A 21,423-nucleotide genomic window follows, 5' to 3' on the forward strand; every position below is an offset into this window, starting at 1 on the left:
AGCACTCTTCTAAAATTCAAATGAATAAAAAATTGTCACATATTATACAGTATTTTAATCGGATTTGCAGCAAAACTTATGCGATTAATCTTTTTTTATATTATTTCGTTTATTAGTTTACTGCTAAACAATAAAATATAGTCAATTTTACGCCTTTTTAGTTCCTTTTTAAACATATAGACAACTATTGATCGCTTTTAAATTCTTATTATTAAAATAATATTGACCATTCACAATCGTATCAACAAACCGATAAAATTTAGCTCACTACTTCATTTTGATTGGGTATATAATCAAACTTTTTATTCAAGAGAATAGTATGCGTAAAAATACACCCCTCGTCTTAATGATTCTTGACGGCTGGGGTTACCGTAAAGAAAATGAGCATAACGCAATTTCTGCGGCCCATACTCCTCAATGGGATGAATGGTGGGCAACTCGCCCGCATATTTTACTCTCAGCTTCAGGACCTCAGGTCGGTTTACCAGATGAGCAAATGGGAAATTCTGAAGTGGGTCATATGCACATTGGCGCAGGCCGCATTATTAATCAAGATTTTACCCGTATTAATGCAGCCATTACTCAGGATGAATTTAATCACAATGCCGTTTTGGTTCAGATGATTGAGGACATGAAAGCAAGTGGCAAAGTCCTTCATGTGATGGGCTTGTTCTCTCCTGGTGGCGTTCATAGCCATGAAAATCATTTATTTGCCTTTCTTGCCCTCTGTGCGAAACTGGCATTCAATCGAGTTTGCCTGCATTTATTCCTCGATGGCCGCGATACGCCACCGCAAAGTGCCTTAGACAGCTTTGCCCGGCTTGAAAAGCAACTGGAGCTTTATCCCGTAGCCTCAGTTACATCAATTAGCGGTCGTTATTTTGCGATGGATCGTGATCAACACTGGGAGAGAATAGCGCCTGTTTATCATTTATTAACGGAAGGTAAAAGTAGTTATCATTTTGATACCGCAGAAGAAGCAATTCGATCTTTTTACGCAGAAAAGAAATTCGATGAATTCATTCCACCAACTCTGATTGGTAAAAGCCAAAGCATTGAAGATGGCGATTCTCTCTTCTTTTTCAATTTCCGTGCTGACCGTGCTCGCCAATTAACCAAAGCCTTTATTGACAAAAACTTCAATAGTTTTATTCAGTCAAGACAACCTTCTCTTGCTCATTTCGTCAGCATGACGCAATATGCAAAAAGTTTAGACACTGAATCAGCCTTCCCTACTATGAACTTAAACAATACCTTGGGCGAAGTGATTGCGGCCAATGGATTAAGCCAATTACGTATTGCTGAAACAGAAAAATATGCTCATGTAACTTTTTTCTTCAATGGCGGCTCAGAACAAGTTTTCCCCAATGAAGATCGAATTCTTGTTCCCTCGCCCCGGGTTGCTACTTATGATTTACTTCCCGAAATGAGTGCACCAGAACTGACGCGTGCACTAGTAGACGCCATTCATAGTGAAGCTTATGATGTCATTATTTGTAATTATGCAAACGCAGATATGGTTGGCCATAGCGGTGATTTTAATGCAACGATAAAAGCCATTGAGTGTTTAGATCAATGCATGCATGAGGTATGGGAAGCTTTAGTAGATACGGGAGGCGCTTTGTTAATTACTGCTGATCATGGCAATGCGGAATCAATGTATGATGAAACAACTAATCAAGCCCATACTGCTCATACTTGTCAACCAGTTCCCTTGCTTTTTGTAGGTGGCGATTGGCAATTTAACAAATCCAAGGGAAACTTAATCGATATTGCCCCTACTATTTTGGCTTTATTAGGTATTCAGCCGCCCGATGAAATGACAGGCAGCGTATTATTGGCAGAAACTCATGATCTCCCGAATTAGGCAATGGTTAAGTTCTAACAAAAACTTGAAATTTCTGGGAAGAACACCTCATCTAGAGATGCTGCTTGTCATTGGTCTTTTTCTATTTGCTCCCCTTTGTTCTTGGTCTGAAAACTCCTCAGTCAATCAAACTAAGAGTAAACTGAGACAACTTGATGAACAAATTGGTAAACTCAGGCAAACCTTAACCTCCGCAAACGATCGACGCGGTCTATTAAATAAAGAACTTGCTGGTACAGAAAAACAAATAGGTGAAGGAGTCCATCTGCTGCGTAACATTCAGCAAGGTATGAATTCAAAACAACAAAAAATCAATACTCTCCAGCAGCATGTGAATGATTTAAATAACCAACTGCACGCTCAACAGCAATTACTCTCTGAACATATTCGCACTCGCTATAAAATGGGTGAATATCAACCCTTAAAATGGTTACTTAGCCAAGATGATCCTTACTCCATTAGCCGCCTGCTTACTTTTCATCAATATTTAGTACGATCGCGGCAAAACATTATTGATCAAATTGATTCGACTAAACGCAATCTGACGCTCAATCAAGAAACCTTAAAAGATGAATTGAATAGTCAACGTCAACTACAACAGCAACTCAACAAGCATCAACAAGAACTTGAGCAAAATAAAAATTATCATCAGGCCGTTATTCAAACACTTAATAATGAGATTCAAACTAAACAATTGACTTTGTCTGAATACGAACGAAACAAAAAGAATTTATCGCAACTCCTTAAAACTTTGGCTCAACAGAGTATTACCCAAGTTAAGCAACCCTTTACTCAGATGCGCAAAAAGTTGCCTAGGCCGGTTCGTGTTGAAGCCTTACAAAAAATGAACCAGGGAGTGACATTTTTTGCCGGAGAAGGAACATCTGTAACCGCCGTTTATCCAGGCAAAGTTGTTTTTAGCGATTGGCTAAACGGCTATGGATTATTAATAATTCTTGATCATGGTCAGGGCTTCATGACTTTGTATGCTCATAATCAATCGTTATTTAAACATAAAGGCGCAACCGTCCTTCAGGGAGAACAAATTGCTACAGTCGGCCACAGCGGCGGATTGAAGCAAAACGGACTATACTTCGAAGTGAGACATCGTGGCAAAGCAATCCCTCCGCTAGATTGGTTAACTTAAGATTGCCCCTGGCACTTATATTGCAATATAGAAAACACGATACCGGAAAAAGCTGGCCCGCCTAAGCAGCGTCGCCAAACTTAGCCAAGGAGAATAGTATGCACAAGAGACGGTTTTATGTTGGGGCCATGGCAACAATAGTTACTACAGCCTTAATTTTTCCGGCGCAAGCATTTCCTGCCGAGGATCAAAGTGGAACAAAACAAATTCCTATGGAAGATGTACAACGTTTCTCCAATGCGATTGGCGAAATTAAAAAATATTACGTTAAACCCGTCGATGATAAAGAATTATTTGATAACGCTATTCGCGGTATGTTGAGTGGACTAGACCCTCATTCTACTTACCTGGACGAAGATTCCTTTAAGGAATTACAAACTTCAACTTCTGGTGAATTTGGTGGCCTTGGTATCGAAGTCACTATGGAAGATGGCGTCGTCAAAGTGGTTACTCCTTTAGTTGACACCCCTGCTTTCAAAGCAGGTATTAAAGCAGGTGATTACATCATCAAACTGGGTCCTAAATCGGTGCAAGGAATCAGCTTAAAAGATGCTGTTGAATTAATGCGCGGCAAAGAAGGTACTACTCTTGATCTAACAATCCTACGTAAGGGTCAAAATAAACCGCTTATTTTTTCTCTAGTACGTGAAAAAATTATGATTAAGAGTGTTAAAAGTAAAATGCTCGATGATGGTTATGGCTATGTTCGCCTCACTCAATTCCAGGCGATGACAGGTCAAGACATGGAAAAAGCAATTGCCCAACTTAAACAACAATCGGGTGGTAATTTAAAAGGACTGATTCTGGACTTAAGAAATAACCCAGGCGGACTTTTAGATTCTGCAATTCAAGTGTCTGACTCATTCCTCGCTAATGATAAAGATGGTAAACCAGAAATGATTGTTTATACGCAAGGACGTCTGCCGGGCTCAAAATTTACTGCCCTAACGACGAACTCTAATGATATTTTAAACAAAGCACCGATGGTCGTACTGATTAATAACGGCTCCGCTTCTGCTTCTGAAATCGTTGCTGGTGCGCTGAAGGATAATAAACGAGCGGTCATCCTTGGAACACAAAGTTTTGGTAAAGGTTCAGTACAAACTGTGCTACCACTTGATGAGAAACGGGGAATTAAGTTAACAACGGCTCTGTACTATACCCCATCCGGCACTTCAATCCAGGCTAAAGGTATTACTCCTGATATCGTCGTGGAGGAAATTGATGTACCTAAAGCTGCGCCTAAAACAGATGCCTTTGCCGGTTTCAGCGAAGCAGATTTGAGTGGCCACTTAATGAATAAAAGCGAAGAGCAAGCAACAAGTAATAATACAATAAAAGATGACGACACTTTATTGCATGAAGACTATCAATTGTATGCCGCTCTTACGATTCTAAAAGGTTTATCCGTCGCTCACCGATAATCAATCACCCTCCATAAACTGCACACTATCTCCTCGGAATTGGGGAGATAGTGTGAAGGACAAAGGAGGGTGTTTTTTTTACTCTAAAACCATTCTTGTTTGTTGACATGAATTATTTATGAGATAATTGCCATCCAACCAATCTCCCTGTGCTTTTATGAAACTGTTTAGAATAAGCTCCTTCGTCACTCTATTGCTCATCCATTCCTTTACGAATGCCACTGTGAGCAGCTATTTCGATAGTATCAAAAATCAGCCTAATGCCTTATACAGCTTTCTAAAAAATATGCCAAAAGGAGGGGAGTTACATTATCACTTGGCAGGTGGCGCCTACCCTGAAACCATGCTTGCCCTTGCTGCGCAGGGTGATTATTGTTTAGATAAAAAAACCATGACGATGACTAAGATGGTAGAGCAGCGTTGTCGTGACGTATCTGGAAAAGAATTGAGCAATTATCCTGAGCTCTATGCACAAACTATCCGTGCCTGGTCTCTTAAGGATTTTATAGAGGGTCAGGAGTCAAATCATGACCATTTTTTTGCGAGTTTTTATAAATTTATGCCTTTGGTTGCTGATTATAGACCACAGCTTCTTGCAGAAATCATGCAACGCGCGGCTAGCCAACATGAGCTTTATTTAGAAATTATGATTTTGCCAGACAATGCAAAATCAACTCAGTTTTCACCGTCAACGATTAGCCCCGATCTATTTTCTCGAGCCCAACAACAATTACTTGAAAATCCAGATTTTATTAAAAATATAGAATACACTGGCAAAGAAGCCAGTCGAATTTTAAAACAAGCTCGACAAGATTTGGATTGCAGTACCAATCCACAACAGGATGTTTGCCGAATAAAGGTCAAATTTCAATATTATATTTTGCGTGAACAGCCTATAGAAAAAGTATTTGCGCAAGCCCTGAATGGTTTTGCCGTAGCTGAGCGCTCTGAAGATATCGTTGGGGTTAACTTAGTGCAAGCTGAAGACGGCATTATTTCTCTACGTGATTATCGTCAGCAAATGCAGGTTTTTAATTTTTTACATGAAGCTTATCCGAAGGTTCATATTGCCTTGCATGCGGGTGAACTAGCTCCACCAGCAGTCGTTCCCGAAAATTTACGCTTCCACATTCGTGATGCAATTACTATAGGTCAGGCAGAACGAATAGGTCATGGTGTTGATATTGCTTTCGAAAACGATGCTGAAAAATTATTCCAGATCATGGCGCAAAAAGGAACTGCGGTTGAAATTAACCTCATCAGCAATCAAAAATTACTCCATATCTCAGGCTCACAGCACCCCCTAAATGACTATCTAAATCATAAAGTACCTGTTGTCTTATCGACCGATGATGAAGGCTTATTGCGAACCGATCTCACCCAACAATATGTTGAAGCCACACTAAAGCATGGCTTGGATTATCCTAGGTTAAAAATGATAAGTCGAAATGCAATTACATATAGTTTTTTACCAGGGCAAAGTATATGGGCCAACGCCAATCAAGGACTCCCAGTTGAGTCGTGTATAGAACTCGATAGCCCAGCATGTCGTCTTTTTATAAAAAAGAATGAAAAAGCGCGCCTGCAACGTGTCCTTGAAAAAGAGTTTAGGGGATTTGAAAACCTCTATAATTCATCTCAGGCTCAGGAAGCTCCTCTCCGAGAAGTGACTCATTAGATAGGTGAACTGTCTTTGCTTTTCGTTCTAGGGTTGCGGCATGATTTTCCAAAATAGTGACACACCTGTCGGCTAAGTAACTATTATGCATGATTGATAAATGGCCCACATCCTCAATAACGATGAGTGACTTTGGATTTTTTTCGACATATTCAGTTAAATAGCAATAACTAGGCTCTACGATCTTATCGCGTCGGGCTAAAATAAAATGATAGCTAGCCTGTGATTCCATTACCTCTTTTGCCACTTTTTTCAAATAGTCGCAACCAATAGCCATTTGACCCACGGAAGTAGAGGCTGAGGTGAGCGGTGGAAGGGCCAAATAAGAACCGCGATAAGGAGTACAGACATTAATAACGAAGTGCACTTTAATATCGCCTTCATTCTTTCCTGCTACTTGTGCATCCACTTGCTGAGCATCGAGCCCGCCTCTAGAATGACCTAAAAAACCAACATCACTATGACCATTCGTTATAATTTTTTGATAAATCTGCATCCCTTGTTCTTGAATAGAAACCCCTTCAAACCGATTGTCAAAAGTCACATTACAAATAGCATAGACATAGCTTGGAAGTTTTAGCAGTATATTAATAATGAAGTCATTGAAACCGTCGGGATAATCCGCTGTACCGTGAATAAGGTAAAGGACAATTCCTTTCTCGCTGAGAACAGATCTGCCTTTTTCAGGTGCTTTAAAATTAGGATTAAGATATAACATGTCATCAGAGCTGGATGTAATCCATTGCAGAGAATGCTTAATGGCACCAGCATCGATTGGAAGCAAATTGATTATTTGCTGTTTCGTCGGCAACATACCCACAAGTTTATCCCAACTACTACTGTACATAACTCACCTCCATTGTGATTCTTTTTATAACAAAATGATAAATATTTATTTATGTTACTCGTTTAATTCGTTGATGGCAAAAAAATTAATAAATTGAGTGGGGTCAGAGCTAGCTAATATAAGAAAGGTAAGGTGGGCCAAGGCCCAACCTATTGATTTAAACCTTAAATGGATCTCGAAGAATAATAGTTGAATCACGCTCAGGACCTGTTGATAGCATATCAATGGGGACTCCCAGCAAATTCTCTATTCGCTTTACATAAGCCAAGGCATTAGCAGGTAACTGATTTAATTCGGTTATATCCGCGGTAGACTCGGACCAACCTGGCATTTCTTCATATACCGGCTCCAAACCCTCGAAATCTTCGGCGGATTGAGGCGGACGAGTCAACAATTGACCCGTTGTATCGCGATAAGCAACAGCAATTTTTATTGTTTCTATACCATCCAATACATCAAGCTTGGTCATACATAAACCAGAGATACTATTCAGTTCAATAGAACGTCGCAATAAAACAGCATCAAACCATCCACAGCGACGTGGGCGCCCTGTTACAGCACCGAACTCGTTGCCACGAGCTGCTAATCCCTGACCAATGTCATCGCTAAGTTCTGTCGGAAACGGGCCACCACCAACGCGTGTCGTGTAAGCTTTGGTAATGCCTAAAATATAATCAAGATATTTAGGTCCAAAACCAGCACCATTAATCACGCTTCCGACACAAGTATTTGATGAGGTTACAAACGGATAGGTGCCATGATCAATATCAAGGTAAACACCTTGCGCTCCCTCAAATAAGATAGCCTCCCCTTTTTCTCTATGATTATGCAAACAAGTGGTGACATCACAAATCATATCGCGCAAGGCTTCGGCCCAACCCTCTGCTTCTTTTAATAAAGGCTCAAGTTCAACTTCGGGCTGATTATAGTAATTTTTTAATACAAAATTATGGTATTGCAGTAAATCGACCAGCTTGGTCTTAAAGCGTTGTAAATTTAAAAGATCACTGACCTTTAATGCTCTTCTAGCCACTTTGTCTTCATAGGCAGGCCCAATGCCACGACCTGTTGTACCAATTGGAACACTGCCTTTATGAGTTTCTCGCGCTTTATCCAAGGCTACATGATAAGGCAAGATTAAAGGACAAGCCTGGCTGATATGCAAGCGGCTACGAACATTCACTCCTTTATTTTCTAATTCTTTAATTTCATCAAGAAGTGCCTGTGGAGAAAGAACGACGCCATTGCCAATGTAACATTGCACATGAGGTCTTAATATTCCTGAGGGAATAAGGCGTAATACCGTTTTTTCACCCTTTATTTTTAGAGTATGACCGGCATTATGGCCACCCTGATAGCGGACGACAACTTGTGCATCCTGCATTAAGAGATCGACAATCTTACCCTTGCCTTCGTCACCCCACTGTGTACCTATTACAACAACATTTTTACCCATAATCGACTCTTTACTCTGCAAATTGATGAACAACGGTGAGTAGAACTACTCCCGCCAGCATGCTGAAAAAACCACTTATACGCATTACCTTCTCATCCTGTTCAATAACTTTGCGTAATAATCTCTTCACTCGCTTAGGAGCACTAAAAAGCATTAATCCCTCGAACACAAATACTAACGCGACTGCCGAGAGGAAATTAATGATCATATCTAGCCACTCCAATAAAAAAGGGTTAAGCGCACTTAACCCGATTTTCAGCAAAATCAATAATTATAATTAGGCTCTATCAACATTTCTACTATTTTGCACGAAAACACATGATTTTCTCTGTTAAATTCGAAATTCAGGTGTCTTAGCTCAATTAGTGAGCCTGATTTTTAACATTTGTATTAGAACCAGTCAAAGCATGCTTAAAATAATCAAAAAAACTAGAACTTTGATCAAGCACGAATAAATCTTGTTTATTATTAAAACTACCTTCATAAGCTTTTAAGCTATGATAAAAACTAAAGAAATCTTTATTTTGACTATAAGCAGCTGAGTAAATAGCTGCCGCTTCAGCCTGACCACGCGCGCGAATCATTTGTCCTTCACTTTTTGCTTTGGCGAGCATTACAGTAACCTGTGCGTCAGCTGCAGCTTGAATGGCTTCTGCAGCGGCATTTCCATCCGCGCGATGACGATTAGCGATCTTCTGCATATCCGCACGCATGCGTTGATAGATAGCATTACTAGTGTTTTCAGGTAGCTCAATTCCTTTAATACGCACATCAACGACAGAAATACCTAATCCGGCCGCTCGCTGCTCTGCATTGCCACGTAAAGACTCCATGACATCATCACGCCCTCCTGAAACCACTTCAGAAATGGTGCGTTTACCAAATTCAGCGCGTAAAGAGGTATTTAATTGCTGTTCAAGCAGAATTTCAGCCTTCAGCATATTGCCCCCCGTTGCTTTGTAATAACGGGCTAAATCATCCATTCGCCATTTGACATAATAATCCACAATAACGTCTTTCTTTTCTTTAGTGACGATGCGCGACGATTTAATATCCATGGTAAGAATGCGTGTATCAAAAATACGTACGTTCTCAATAAATGGAGTCTTAATATGTAAACCCGGCCCCAGCACTAAGGCATTGCCTGCTTTATCATTTACTAAACGGCCTAAGCGAAGCAAAATACCATGCTGCCCCTGAGTAATAGTAAATACACTCGCTAATACTATCATCAGTATGATAAATGCCAGGATGCTTAATATTGTCTTTGTTGCATTCATTTACTAATTTCCTCCTGGGCCACTACTATATGTTCTTCTACTAAAATCACGGCTACTTACTGCCAAGCTCTCAGCTTCAGAGCCTGTTGTCGGTTTAGGATTACCATTTGCGGCTCCCGCCATAGCAGCGGCTTTAGGCAGCAAGTTATCCGTATTTGCCAATTTATCGAGTGGTAAGTACAAGATATTATTGGCTTTATTATCGACAATAATCGTAGAGCTGTTACTTAAAACCTGCTGCATCATATCCAAATACATACGTTGAGAAGTGACCACTGGCGCTTGCACATATTGCGGTAGCAAAGCCAAAAATTCAGCGACCTCTCCTTTAGATCGAAGTACAACTTGCTGAGCAAACGCTTGAGCTTCTTCAATGATTCGTCTGGCATTTCCCTCGGCGATAGGAACAACACGTGCTTGATAAGCGAATGCTTGTTCTTTAAATCGCTTTTCATCCTCTTGCGCTTTAATCGCATCATCAAACGCATCTTGCACATTTTCAGGAGCACGAGCAGGTTGGGGCGATACGTTTACAATCACAATGCCTGTTTTATATTTCTCAAGAATTCGAGTCAGCGAGTCTTGAACATTAGCTCCCCAAGCTTCACGGCCCTCGGTGATAATTTGATCCAAGGTTGTCGTTCCAACAACCTGGCGCAACGCACTTGAAGTGGCCTGCTGCAAACTTTCCTGTGGATCGGCAACATTGAATAAATAGGCTTGTAAATCACCGATGCGATACTGCACTGCTAAGGAAACGGATACGAGATTTTCATCTTTGGTTAACATTTGAGCTGAATAAGAATAATCCGAAACTCGCTCTACATTTTTTACAATTTTTGAAAAAATAATACGAGGAATCCAATGTGGTCCAGGACCCACTGTATCAACATATTTGCCAAAACGAAGAATTGCAGCCTGTTCACCTTCGTCAACAATAAAGATTCCGGACAAGGCCCATAAGATAAAAATAATTAAAGCAGCCATCAGGATCAATAATCCGCCACTTCTATTCGTGGGAGGAGAGTCATCAGATTTATTTGAACCACCAAAAAAAGTTTTCTTTAGTTTTTCTTGAAAACGTTTTAATGCTTCATCTAAATCAGGTGGCTGATTTTTTCCACTCCATGGATCTTTGCCTTTATCTGGCTCATTCCAACCCATTATCTCCCCCCGCCTTTTACACAGAAAACTAGAATTCTATGGGGTATGCTTAGTTTAAGCAAGTAAATGACTAATATACCCATCAACTGCAATGCTATTTAAGACTATCTCTATCAAAATGGATTAAATAAATTCTCGTGAGTGGGGGTAGGTTCTCCATACATTGCATTAATTACTGTTCGTGTGGTCGTTGTCTCATTGCCTACTTTTCCTGAGTACTCACGCACCTGGTCAATGTTTGTACACTCACCTAAAGTCAAATTTCGATACATGGTGCTTGCTGGGTTTCTAAAAAGTCCACAAGTAACACCATAACGCCAAGTAAACTGTGCAAATTCACGCTCCCATGGCTTATAATCCAATTCTTCTCCATTTAAATTAATTTCTTCTCTTTGCTCACTAGCCTGGTCTTCGGCCGATATTTCTTCATTTGAACGATTCGTTGCGATCGACTCTAGGGGTTGAAATTCATTGTGTATAAAAGCAGGAGGTATATTTGATTCAGGACCATCGTATACTAAGGCTTCGACTCGAAACGCTTCGTCGCAATTTAGTCCCAATAAATGCCATATCCATTGCAAGGAGGAATAGCGCCAAAAAAGGTGCAGCCAGGTGTTCGCATAAATAATATCGTGTAAAGGATTGTTTTTATCATGGCAAGCCCGAACAAATAAGACAGCAGAATTTCCTGATTGTTTCTTGTATTCTTTCACCTGATCGATTAATGCAAAACGATTTTTTATTAATAAGCTTCTGAAGCCTTCATCTCGAGGCGCTTTAGCGCCATGACAAAGCAACATGGCAATGCCATATAAAGCCTCTTGTGGTTTTTCCTGATTTTTTAAGCGCTTACAAAGCAAATCAATGGCCCTATCAGATTCACTATTTTCAGCTTGCAGATCTAAACAATTTTTGCCCGCAGTTGCAAATAACAAAACTTCTAATGATTTTATTGTGCCTAACCGAGCGGCGAGTAACAGCGGCGTTTCTCTTAATCGACCGCAGGGGTTATCGACGATGGCACCATTCTCAAGCAAATAATAAGTTGCCTCGGGAAAATTAGTTGCCACTGCTTGATGCAAGGGTTGTATTGTTAGGGTTTGACCCTGGACTAGTATTTGATTTGGCGCATTCACATCAATTTTAAATCCGCGCCGAAGAAGAGTACTTAAAATTGAGGCATTTCCGGTACTTATAGCCCGAGATAATAGGGTCCGACCAGTAATAAGCTCAGGGAAATCTAATTCGACTTTTCGCCGAGCTTCGCTTTCCTCATCCGAGTCCTGAAAAAAAAGTGGAAACAAATCTAATTTCTTCAATCTCAATAACAAATGGATTGAGCAATCTAAGTTAAAATCTGCCCCCATAGAAAGAAGCATTTTTATATGGTTTTTCCTACAGGGCTTTCCCAATCCTACCTCATGAATATGAATGAGATAATTGAGTACTGTAATTTGCTCAGTCTCTTTAAAAAGAAATCTTCGCTCAAAAAAATTTTTATCAGCTGATGCTTCCTTATGGATAAACGCTTCAAAAACCTTTTCCCCTAACTCGATAGCCCGCTCTAACTCTGCAAAAGATTTCATAAACTAAGTCCTCTTTCTTACAACAATAGGTTAAGCATTTGCATGAAGAAATCAGTCATTATTTTTGAACTTGTTTGGTATAAATTAAGTCCCACACTCCGTGACCTAAGCGATTTCCTCGTTGTTCAAATTTAGTTAATGGTCTTGTATTAGGTCGTGGTGAAAATCCACCATCAGCCTGTGTATTTATTAATAACGTTTCCTGCGACAAAACAGTTTGCATATGCTCTGCGTAATCTTGCCAATCTGTAGCACAATGAATAAAACCACCGACTTGAAGTCGGTCTACTAATAATTTAATAAATTCGGATTGGACTAAGCGCCGCTTATGATGGCGTTTTTTATGCCAAGGATCGGGAAAGAAAATTTGGATCCCCGCTAAAGAATCACTCATAAAATAGTGTTTAAACACCTCTACCGCATCATGAGAAACAACTCTTACATTAGTCATTTCCTGATCGTGCAAATCGGCAACCAAACTTCCCACGCCTGCTCTATGCACCTCAATACCGATAAAATTAAGCTCAGGTTGTTGTTGCGCCATGGCAACTAAAGAAGCGCCCATACCAAAACCAATCTCAACGACTGTTTTAGCCTCTCTTTTAAAGACTGCCGACAAATCCCATGGCGTACTGGGCAAAGCTAATTCATAATCACTAAGAAAATGGTCTAAGGCCAACTGTTGTCGATTGCTTACTCTACCGCCGCGTAAAACAAAGCTCTTAATGGTTCGTTGCATGGTTCTACTCTCTTTGATTTGAGCAGATTATACTCATTTATATTTATTTTGCGATCATTTAAACTCTAAGTGGAAAAAATTTATGCAAATTCCTGTAAATTAGATGTGAGGAGCTCCCTTTCTGCTTTGTTTTTTATCTTTTTTCACGATCAAAATGACAGGAAAGAAGATAAGATCTTGCATAATTCGGCGTTTTTTGCTATAAAACCGCACTTGTATTCACACCCGACTGATTTGTCTGGCTTGTGTTGGAAATTCGCAATAACACAAGACGCGATGTCCCGATTTATACAAAGCTGACTTAAATCTACGAACACTTTGGAGTAACAATATGTCAAGAGTATGTCAGGTTACTGGTAAGCGACCAGCAACAGGCAATAATGTCTCTCACGCTAATAACAAAACTAAGCGACGCTTTTTACCTAATATTAAACGGCATCGTTTTTGGGTTGAAGAAGAAAAAAGATTCGTATGCCTGAAGGTAAGTACCAAAGGTATGCGTATTATTGATAAACTAGGAATTAAAGCTGTTCTCGAAATGCTTCGAGCTAAAGGCGAAAAAGTTTAATTTATTGAGGAAATACCATGGCCGCTGTTACTGTTAAAGTCAAAATGGAATCAACCGCTGGTACCGGTTACTACTACACTACCACCAAGAATCCACGTAATCATCCGGAAAAAATGGAATTAAAAAAATACGATCCCGTGATTCGTAAGTACGTTATTTTTAAAGAGAAAAAAGTTAAGTAATATCAATAGAGTCATCTCGAGCGCCTAGCAAGAGATGACTTATACGCTTAAAATACCTCCTCTAAATCCCAAGCAGATAGACTTAAAAACCAATACGATCGCGTTTTGGTTATGAATTGTGCCAAATTCCTACTGGATAATCCCCCCGAATCGGTTAAACTTAAGAAAAGGCGAGGAAAATAACAAAGAGGATTTGCATGAAACCGTCGTTGCAACTGAATATCAATCAACATCTAACGCTTACCCCACAACTACAACAAGCCATTCGTCTGCTTCAATTATCCACACTAGATTTGCAACAGGAGATCCAACAAGTCGTTGAATCTAATCCCATGCTCGAAATCACTCCTAATGAGGAGAAAGAAGAAAATCGGCAAGAAACCAAACAAAGTACTGATGAATTTGCCGATTTCCAATGGTCACAGCTTTACAACAATTCCAGCAAGAGAACTAATTTTGATGAGCTGGATTTTAACTATGAAAACCTCTATTCGACTACGACCAATTTACAAGATCATTTACGGTGGCAATTAGATTTGACGCCGATGAGTGATGTTGATCGAGTTATCGCCACCTCCATTATTGATGCGATTGATGATGACGGCTTTCTTACTTTGTCATTATTCGAATTACATGCAAGTTTAGACAGTGAAACACATCCCTTAGATATGGAAGAAATAGAAGCGGTCCGTCATCGTTTGCAACATTTTGATCCAGTTGGCTGCGCTTCTTATAATTTAGCTGAAACCTTGTTAATTCAACTAAAGCAACTCCCTATTGCTAATGCTGATGTGAATTTAGCAAAACGAATTATTCACGATGATATTGCCTTGCTCGGTCAACACAACTATCGACAGCTAATGAAAAACCATCAATCCAATGAAATACATCTGGATAAGGCACTGCAAATTATTCAACGCTTAAACCCCAAACCCGGCAACTTAATTCAACAAGAAGTTACCGAATACATTGTTCCTGACATTACCGTAAAAAAAATTAATGGTAGCTGGCAAGCCACCTTAAATCCGAATACCCTACCGCGGCTGAGTATTAATAATCACTATGCATCGCTTATTCAACGAGCAGACAATAGTGCTGATAATCAATTCTTGAAAAATAATTTACAAGAAGCTCGTTGGTTTTTGAAAAGTATTCAAAGCCGACAAGAAACTTTACTCAAAGTCGCTCGATGTATTGTAGAGTATCAACAAGACTTTTTAGAACATGGTGAAGAAGCAATGAAGCCGCTTATCTTAAATGACGTGGCCCTTGCTTTAGATATGCATGAGTCGACTATTTCTCGAGTCACCACACAGAAATTTATGCATACCCCTCGAGGAGTCTTTGAGTTAAAATACTTTTTCTCAAGCCATGTGGCTACAGCGAGTGGCGGAGAATGTTCATCCACAGCGATTCGTGCAGTCATTAAGAAATTGATTGCGGCAGAAAATCGGAAAAAACCGTTGAGTGATAGTAAAATCGCCCAGTTAATTGGTGAGCAAGGTATTAAAGTCGCACGCCGGACTGTTGCCAAATACCGCGAAGCAATGGGTATCGCCCCGTCCAATGAACGTAAAACAATCCGTAGTTAGATTACTTTTTTTTGAAGGAGAACGTTATGCAGATCAACTTCACAGGTCATAATATCGAAGTCACCGCCGCTTTGAGATCTTATGCTCAGGATAAATTGAATAAACTAGAAAAACATTTCGATAAAATCACTTCCATTCATGTGATATTCGATGTAGAAAAACTAAGTCAGGTTGTCGAAGCCTCTGTCATGATTGCAAAAGGCGAATTGTATGCGCGCTCCGAATCCGAAGACATGTATGCATCAATCGATTCTTTAATTGACAAATTAGATAGACAGTTGATAAAGCATAAAGAAAAAATCCGCGATCATCATCGCGATTAACGCCATCTAATCTGAGTCAAGTAGTGGGTTGGGCCTTGGCCCTGAGGTATCGTCACTTTTTTTGAATAATATTTCGAGCCAAATCCAGTATTTTACTGAACCATGCAGCCTGAGGAGGAGCGTCAGCGACGTCTCGAAGGCCTGTCCTGAGGTACTCGAAAGGGCCTGTCCTGAGGCAGCACCAAGGCTTCGAGACAGCGCTACGCGCACCCGAGCATCCTGAGGCTCTCGAAGGACTCAGCCCGAACGGAGTGAGCTACTGATTGGAGCAACAGCTATTTTTGTTCAAACAAAAGTGACGATACCACAGGCCAAGGCCCAACCTTCCACGGAATTGGATATGAACTGTTAATGATTATTCTTCTCTGCTTGTCAGCAAAGTTTAAGACACGTTAAAATACTTTAGCTCTTATTATGGTCAGTAAATATGCATATTAGTCAACTAATCAATGTAAACACCGTTTATATTGACAGTATTTCACAAAGCAAAATGGCTGTACTTCTAAAGCTCAGCCAATTAGTCAGTCAAAATCATCCCCATCTTAATCCGCAAGAATTATTTGATGCTTATTGGAAACGAGAATGTTTAGGAAGTACTGCGATAGGTCAAGGAGTTGCAATCCCACATATTCGCACAGCCGCATTAATCAAACCGCAAGGCTGCGTGATCCGATTATTAAATCCGGTTGATTTTGGGGCAGAAGATAAACAGCCCATCGATTTAATTATTGGTCTATTGGTTCCGCAGGAACAAGTTGATCAGCATCTAAAAATACTCGCTGCAATCATTAAGCAATTCAGCATTTCTTCTTTTCGTGAGGCTTGTCGGCGGATAAATGAACAGGAAGAATTTTATAATTTATTAATTTCAGCAGAAGAGTTGCCTGCTTAATGTAAGTTGAGTCAAGACCCAACTTACATTCAACAATGCAATAACGCCAGCCTATTTACTAACAGGTAGCTGTTGAAACTGGGGTAGGTTCCTGAGTACGTTGGTCACTAGTTATACTGCGTTTACTAGCTGCTCCCCAATGTCCATCTCTTGATAGCTTCGCACTTGATTCACTATTCCTCCATTGACCCACTTCTACAGGAACCTTTTCTCCCTCATGCTTGTCTTGGTGATCCTCATCCTTTTTCACAGTGACAGCTGTTTTCTTTGAGTTTGAAGCCGTTGATTCTTCTACAACGACGACCTTAATCTGTTTTTCCTTCCTAAAATCACGCTTGGCATGAGGCCCATGCTCATAATCATCCTTATCATTTGCCGAGCTACTCAGTCCTTTATCTAATTGAAGTTCCAGTTTAGGCTTAACAAAACTCACCATCCGGTTACGACTTGGATCCCCTTCACGAATCATTGGGACATCAGGACCCTCTACCTCATAACCCAAGCCGTACTCTTCCAGCAATGCCTTCCAGTGAGACATAGGGCGGAAATTCCTTCTCTCTGTCATTTCTTCTTTCAAAGAAGCGCCTGTGACTGCATTAAACACAGTGTGAGCCATATGAGCCATGCTCATTGAAGTTTCACCATACTCTACATCGTGATCAACCAGTAAGAAATGACCTCCTTCACGCAATACTCGCCTTACTTCAGTTAAAAAGGCTTCTAGTTCATCGTCAGGGAAATGATGCAGACCCACATAGCAAGTAATCACGTCTGCACTGTCTTCTGGTAAATCAGCAAGTGCGAGATGGGGTTTATTGTAATCTAACTTTCTATAGTCATCGTTAGGTCTGGGGTATCCAGTCTGAATATAGTCAGTCAAAGAAGGATCATTTTCATGAATCGCCACAATAGGCCCTGTGACTTGGTAATTCGCTTTAAATCCCCCAACAAAACGAGCAGGATAACCAATTTCTACTAACCCATTAATTTCAGTCATCTCTGAAGGCAATATGGCCTTAGCCTGGCGAGCCAGATCAGTTTTAATGGCCGAGAGTGAACTTAGGATATGGCGGAAATCACCTATTGCAGAAGGCATGATTTCTGGTAAACGATTGCATAATTCTTGGTAAATCTCAGCATGAGTATCGTTATAGGTCATAATGTCTTCGAGCAAGGCGAAAAATTTATCCGCATCGACACGCTGGAGGACATTTTTCAAGAAACCAGCAAATTCTTCTTTGTTCTCTTCAGACTCCATAATCACTTTAAAATGATTAACTTCTGTCTGAGGAGCGAGGTATTTTTGATAAAGTCCACTCGAGAAAACCCCTTCAGGATCAACTTCTTGCTTAAGCGCTTGCACTTTGGCTTGAGCATCTGGATAAGCGCGGTCAAAATCATCTGGAGAAGAGACTTGTTGATAAGGCAAATAATAGCTTCCACCTCGCTCTACTGCCATATGCTGGGCTTCTCGTAACCATTTTTTCGCCTTTATAATTTCACTGGGCTCAAGCGATTGGTTAAAACATAAAACCACTGCAAAGCGATCTCCTGCTCTTGCATAAGATAAGGGTGATTGGTGTGTTTCTTGATTATGTTTAACAAAACGTACAGAAGCATTAAGCAAAGGCACGCCGTTTGTCATCAACAATTGCCCTAATTCTGCTAAAAAGCCGTCGAGTTCATCCCCTGGTAAGAAGTACTCCTGCAACCACTCCGCCTCAGACACTGAAGGATTAAACATCGCATTAATGGGGGGTTGCATAATCTCATTGGTGGTCGTTGCCGGCGCATTATTGGCTAAAACGCGATCACGCTCGCTTTCCCAATAGTATTTGCGTACATAAGGAATTCGTCGGGCAAGATTAATCATCACCTGATTAAAGCGCGTGCCACGGTTGCCTTCCTGTTGCAGATTAGGAGTAACACAAATCTCGTCCTCTTCTTCTTTAATCCGCTCCTTTCGTTTGGAGCGAGGACGTAGTTCCTCTTCTTTTTCAACGCTATCGTCTTTTTGTTTTCCTTTTTCTAAACGAGCTTTGTGAGCTTCATCTTCAACTGGGCCATAGGGACTTGGGTCTTTCACATAATCAACTGCGACACCAGCGCCTAGTAAATTCTTTGGATCTAAGGACAAGCGATATAAGTGCATGTGCACGTTATCATTGTGCTGAACTTTCTGCTGAAAATGCTCAACATATTGAGCAGGCGCTACCTCTACTCCACGCTCATAAAGTTTCTCATTTTTAATCAACTTCAACTTCACTTGGGTAATAACACCATAAAGGCCGAATCCACTGGTAAGGTGATGGAATAACTCGTCCTCCGGCGTTAAGGTATGTTGCTTGCCCTGGGCATCCACAAAATCTATTTCCAAAATAGAATCAGCCAGTGTTCCAGTTATATTCCAACCATGAATATCCGTTCCTATAGAGCCGCCTACTGAAAACACATTAGAAGCCTGCATGAATTGTAATGCTAAACCTAACTTGTTAGCCTCATTTTGCAAATCAGCCCAACGTACGGCCGCACTAACCGTTGCTACGCCTTCTTCTGCATCGATAGAAATAGGACCACCTCTTAGCTGCAACTGACTCAGATCAACCACTACAGCACCTTTACCTCCCTCCGGCAGAAACTGTTTACCTTGACTGAGACCCGCTCCTATAGGCATTACTTTTTTGCCAGCTTCAGCTGCTTCAGTAATGATGCTTTGCAACTCCCTAACCGTTGTTGGTCGCTCAAATTCTGCTTCCTCATCATGATGGTAGCCACCACCCGCAGTGACACCCTTCTGCGACGTTTTTTCTGGAGTAAAATAAAAAGCCACCAGCTTTGGACTAATTAAACCAATTAACGAGGCAAAAATGGCATAGAGGTTTTTACTAAAAATAGTGGTGTACTTTTTTTGCTGAGCGAGACGTTGATCTTGTAAATTATCAGCAACAAAAAATGTACTAAAGGAAAAACGAATGCCTAAAGCGCCGGAGACCAGTATATCAACCAGCGTCAATGGCAGGAATAAAGTCAAAAATATTGCTCTCACTTTAAAAAACTGCCAGGCTTTACTGAAAAAACCTTTTGAATTCGCCAAATAGGCTCTATCAATCATTCCTGCGGGCCATGAGTTTAAACGGCCGAGCTCGGGTAATGAATTAAACATTTCTTTCAATTTCGACATGAATCTACTCCCTTAAAAATTATGAATGAATCTGACTTCAGCACCTTGCTCGTCAAATTCGTCTAAAGTTTCTTCTAATTTCATAACAGGAACATCGAATAAACACACTTGGCGTGTTTTGTCATGAATCCTGTCACCATAGGTGTACAATGGTGTAGCGTCTGTAGCCCTAGCCCTAGTGTTGAGGGTTTCAATTTTATGTTCTAATTGCTCTTCAACCCCTGCATCCTCATCTGCAGACCCGGTGACCACGCATTTCACCTGTACCCGATCCTGTCCTGCAATTTTTTTCACATGAATCTCTTGATCGGCTAAAGCACGGATAACGGGTTGAAAAAGAGCATAACGCGGTGTTCTTAAACGAGCATAAACATAAGTGGATGAACTTTCTTGTTCTTGAGAGTTATCCATTTTCTTCCTGGCATATACCTCGTTATCGACAATTGAAACTTCTAGATCCTGGCCAATCTCATCGTCACTAAGATGGTCTTTTAACTGTCCATTAGCTTGTGCTAATAAATCCCTAAATTGTGCTTTAGCATCTTTCTTCCTATTTACACCCTCTGCACGATACTTGACGATGATATCGGTTACGGGTTCAACAATATTGGTGTCTTGATGAAACCAATAACTTAAAGGTTTAGAAATCCAGCGTCTTGCCCAAAGCTCGATCGATAACGATTTCCAAGTGAACCAATCAACCCAAGTTTTGTTTTCGCAAGAGTTATAAGCTTCTGCTAAGGCCGCACGATTTTCTTTGTAATGATGATCATAAAACGGAATCGTTTGTAAATCTTGAGCATAGCTCTCAAAATAAGCAGCAACTTTTTGTTGCATCTCCGAGTTATTATCTTTTTTCAAAAAAGGATAAAGTATAAGAGAAATCAATCCCTTAGGAATCATTTCCAGAGTAGTAAAAAGCGTAATGAAGATATCCATTACCATGTATTCGGAAGTTAATATGTTCCAAGCACTATCGTATTCTCTTGCTACTGAATAAGAGTTATAAAATACCCGCCATAAGTCAGCAACTTGACGAAAATAAGGAAATTGAAATATAGAATTATTTTCTCGTAAAAACGCAGCAAGCTCTTCGGCCATTTCAACGTTACGCCATTCGGGACCAGTCATAAAACTCTGATATTGATAGCGCGGATAGCTTGCTTTTGCTATTGTTTTTAGCTTTTCGTCCAATCGTTTTACATACCTTCCCATGTCTTCTCCTATGAATTAATCGCTGAAATTATCTTGAATAAAGCTTAAAATAGTATTAAGTGAGAGAATAAATATTAAAAAAATGCATTCAAGTGCGCAAAATGTTATCACATTAATTAATTAATAACCAACACTATTTTTTTAGTCATCACTCTTTTAAAACTCTTCCTCGCTAAGAAGCAATTTGATAATTCTTTACTATAAAAAAACACCTGCTTTTTTGTGCTAATAATGAACAACTAGGGCTTTAACCATTGTAGAAAATTACAGCACATGCTAAAT

General features: G+C 40.2%; 18 protein-coding genes. 9 read left to right on the forward strand and 9 right to left on the reverse strand.

The window, feature by feature from the left end; all coding sequences use genetic code 11:
- The first annotated feature begins 319 nt into the window (after positions 1–319).
- The 4 genes from gpmI to Ldro_RS12315 all read left to right on the forward strand — a co-directional run bounded on the left by gpmI (position 320) and on the right by Ldro_RS12315 (position 6,116).
- Positions 320–1,867, forward strand: a complete 1,548-nt coding sequence (gene gpmI, locus Ldro_RS12300) for a 2,3-bisphosphoglycerate-independent phosphoglycerate mutase (protein ID WP_058496694.1) — start codon at positions 320–322, stop codon at positions 1,865–1,867.
- 58 nt (positions 1,868–1,925) lie between these two features.
- Positions 1,926–3,014, forward strand: a complete 1,089-nt coding sequence (locus tag Ldro_RS12305) for a murein hydrolase activator EnvC family protein (protein ID WP_058496779.1) — start codon at positions 1,926–1,928, stop codon at positions 3,012–3,014.
- A gap of 128 nt (positions 3,015–3,142) precedes the next feature.
- Entirely contained in the window at positions 3,143–4,438 is a 1,296-nt protein-coding gene (locus Ldro_RS12310) for a S41 family peptidase (protein ID WP_420795408.1), read from the forward strand.
- A 157-nt stretch (positions 4,439–4,595) separates the two neighbouring features.
- Positions 4,596–6,116 (forward strand): adenosine deaminase family protein, encoded by a 1,521-nt coding sequence (locus Ldro_RS12315; protein WP_058496696.1) that lies wholly within the window; start codon positions 4,596–4,598, stop codon positions 6,114–6,116.
- Here Ldro_RS12315 and Ldro_RS12320 read toward each other — a convergent pair.
- The 7 genes from Ldro_RS12320 to trmB form a co-directional block, all read right to left on the reverse strand.
- Complete coding sequence (locus Ldro_RS12320) at positions 6,046–6,963, reverse strand: lipase family protein (protein ID WP_058496697.1); 918 nt, start codon at positions 6,961–6,963, stop codon at positions 6,046–6,048. The two genes, Ldro_RS12315 and Ldro_RS12320, sit on opposite strands and share 71 nt — an antisense overlap.
- A gap of 157 nt (positions 6,964–7,120) precedes the next feature.
- Positions 7,121–8,419, reverse strand: coding sequence for an adenylosuccinate synthase (locus Ldro_RS12325; protein ID WP_058496698.1), 1,299 nt, complete (start codon positions 8,417–8,419; stop codon positions 7,121–7,123).
- 10 nt (positions 8,420–8,429) lie between these two features.
- A complete protein-coding gene (locus Ldro_RS12330; protein ID WP_058496699.1) occupies positions 8,430–8,627 on the reverse strand; it encodes a DUF2065 domain-containing protein in 198 nt (65 codons plus the stop codon).
- Positions 8,628–8,781: 154 nt separating this feature from the next.
- The gene (gene hflC / locus Ldro_RS12335) at positions 8,782–9,699 is read right to left on the reverse strand and encodes a protease modulator HflC (protein ID WP_058496700.1); all 918 of its coding nucleotides are present in this window, start codon (positions 9,697–9,699) and stop codon (positions 8,782–8,784) included.
- A 3-nt stretch (positions 9,700–9,702) separates the two neighbouring features.
- Positions 9,703–10,863 carry an FtsH protease activity modulator HflK gene (hflK, locus tag Ldro_RS12340; protein WP_058496701.1) on the reverse strand — a complete coding sequence of 387 codons (1,161 nt, stop codon included), beginning with the start codon at positions 10,861–10,863 and terminating at the stop codon, positions 9,703–9,705.
- A 113-nt stretch (positions 10,864–10,976) separates the two neighbouring features.
- Positions 10,977–12,449: a Dot/Icm T4SS effector AnkC/LegA12 gene (ankC, locus tag Ldro_RS12345; RefSeq protein ID WP_058496702.1), complete on the reverse strand. Its 1,473-nt coding sequence runs from the start codon at positions 12,447–12,449 to the stop codon at positions 10,977–10,979.
- Between the two features lie 58 nt (positions 12,450–12,507).
- On the reverse strand, positions 12,508–13,188 hold the full coding sequence (gene trmB, locus Ldro_RS12350; protein ID WP_058496703.1) for a tRNA (guanosine(46)-N7)-methyltransferase TrmB: 681 nt from the start codon (positions 13,186–13,188) through the stop codon (positions 12,508–12,510).
- Positions 13,189–13,519: 331 nt separating this feature from the next.
- Here trmB and rpmB point away from each other — a divergent pair, with 331 nt between their 5' ends.
- The 5 genes from rpmB (at position 13,520) to Ldro_RS12375 (ending at position 16,745) form a co-directional block, all read left to right on the forward strand.
- Positions 13,520–13,756, forward strand: a complete 237-nt coding sequence (gene rpmB / locus Ldro_RS12355) for a 50S ribosomal protein L28 (RefSeq protein ID WP_058496704.1) — start codon at positions 13,520–13,522, stop codon at positions 13,754–13,756.
- A gap of 17 nt (positions 13,757–13,773) precedes the next feature.
- Positions 13,774–13,938 (forward strand): 50S ribosomal protein L33, encoded by a 165-nt coding sequence (gene rpmG, locus Ldro_RS12360; protein WP_058496705.1) that lies wholly within the window; start codon positions 13,774–13,776, stop codon positions 13,936–13,938.
- Positions 13,939–14,135: 197 nt separating this feature from the next.
- Positions 14,136–15,530 carry an RNA polymerase factor sigma-54 gene (locus tag Ldro_RS12365; RefSeq protein ID WP_058496706.1) on the forward strand — a complete coding sequence of 465 codons (1,395 nt, stop codon included), beginning with the start codon at positions 14,136–14,138 and terminating at the stop codon, positions 15,528–15,530.
- Between the two features lie 26 nt (positions 15,531–15,556).
- A complete protein-coding gene (gene hpf / locus Ldro_RS12370) occupies positions 15,557–15,853 on the forward strand; it encodes a ribosome hibernation-promoting factor, HPF/YfiA family (RefSeq protein WP_058496707.1) in 297 nt (98 codons plus the stop codon).
- 427 nt (positions 15,854–16,280) lie between these two features.
- A complete protein-coding gene (locus tag Ldro_RS12375) occupies positions 16,281–16,745 on the forward strand; it encodes a PTS sugar transporter subunit IIA (RefSeq protein ID WP_058496708.1) in 465 nt (154 codons plus the stop codon).
- Between the two features lie 58 nt (positions 16,746–16,803).
- Here Ldro_RS12375 and Ldro_RS12380 read toward each other — a convergent pair whose 3' ends face one another.
- Together Ldro_RS12380 and Ldro_RS12385 are read right to left on the reverse strand one after the other, a co-directional pair.
- Positions 16,804–19,926: an FAD-binding protein gene (locus Ldro_RS12380; protein ID WP_058496709.1), complete on the reverse strand. Its 3,123-nt coding sequence runs from the start codon at positions 19,924–19,926 to the stop codon at positions 16,804–16,806.
- Between the two features lie 12 nt (positions 19,927–19,938).
- On the reverse strand, positions 19,939–21,141 hold the full coding sequence (locus tag Ldro_RS12385; RefSeq protein ID WP_058496710.1) for a hypothetical protein: 1,203 nt from the start codon (positions 21,139–21,141) through the stop codon (positions 19,939–19,941).
- Between the last annotated feature and the right edge of the window lie 282 nt (positions 21,142–21,423).

It is taken from the genome of Legionella drozanskii LLAP-1 (assembly GCF_001467585.1).
Lineage (GTDB): Bacteria > Pseudomonadota > Gammaproteobacteria > Legionellales > Legionellaceae > Tatlockia > Tatlockia drozanskii.

Bases quoted from the DNA above. Each gene is read 5' to 3' on its own strand.
- gpmI (WP_058496694.1), top strand. From the start codon at position 320: ATGCGTAAAAATACACCCCTCGTCTTAATGATTCTTGACGGCTGGGGT.
- Ldro_RS12305 (WP_058496779.1), top strand. From the start codon at position 1,926: ATGCTGCTTGTCATTGGTCTTTTTCTATTTGCTCCCCTTTGTTCTTGG.
- Ldro_RS12310 (WP_420795408.1), top strand. From the start codon at position 3,143: ATGGCAACAATAGTTACTACAGCCTTAATTTTTCCGGCGCAAGCATTT.
- Ldro_RS12315 (WP_058496696.1), top strand. From the start codon at position 4,596: ATGAAACTGTTTAGAATAAGCTCCTTCGTCACTCTATTGCTCATCCAT.
- Ldro_RS12320 (WP_058496697.1), bottom strand. From the start codon at position 6,963: ATGTACAGTAGTAGTTGGGATAAACTTGTGGGTATGTTGCCGACGAAA.
- Ldro_RS12325 (WP_058496698.1), bottom strand. From the start codon at position 8,419: ATGGGTAAAAATGTTGTTGTAATAGGTACACAGTGGGGTGACGAAGGC.
- Ldro_RS12330 (WP_058496699.1), bottom strand. From the start codon at position 8,627: ATGATCATTAATTTCCTCTCGGCAGTCGCGTTAGTATTTGTGTTCGAG.
- hflC (WP_058496700.1), bottom strand. From the start codon at position 9,699: ATGAATGCAACAAAGACAATATTAAGCATCCTGGCATTTATCATACTG.
- hflK (WP_058496701.1), bottom strand. From the start codon at position 10,863: ATGGGTTGGAATGAGCCAGATAAAGGCAAAGATCCATGGAGTGGAAAA.
- ankC (WP_058496702.1), bottom strand. From the start codon at position 12,449: ATGAAATCTTTTGCAGAGTTAGAGCGGGCTATCGAGTTAGGGGAAAAG.
- trmB (WP_058496703.1), bottom strand. From the start codon at position 13,188: ATGCAACGAACCATTAAGAGCTTTGTTTTACGCGGCGGTAGAGTAAGC.
- rpmB (WP_058496704.1), top strand. From the start codon at position 13,520: ATGTCAAGAGTATGTCAGGTTACTGGTAAGCGACCAGCAACAGGCAAT.
- rpmG (WP_058496705.1), top strand. From the start codon at position 13,774: ATGGCCGCTGTTACTGTTAAAGTCAAAATGGAATCAACCGCTGGTACC.
- Ldro_RS12365 (WP_058496706.1), top strand. From the start codon at position 14,136: ATGAAACCGTCGTTGCAACTGAATATCAATCAACATCTAACGCTTACC.
- hpf (WP_058496707.1), top strand. From the start codon at position 15,557: ATGCAGATCAACTTCACAGGTCATAATATCGAAGTCACCGCCGCTTTG.
- Ldro_RS12375 (WP_058496708.1), top strand. From the start codon at position 16,281: ATGCATATTAGTCAACTAATCAATGTAAACACCGTTTATATTGACAGT.
- Ldro_RS12380 (WP_058496709.1), bottom strand. From the start codon at position 19,926: ATGTCGAAATTGAAAGAAATGTTTAATTCATTACCCGAGCTCGGCCGT.
- Ldro_RS12385 (WP_058496710.1), bottom strand. From the start codon at position 21,141: ATGGGAAGGTATGTAAAACGATTGGACGAAAAGCTAAAAACAATAGCA.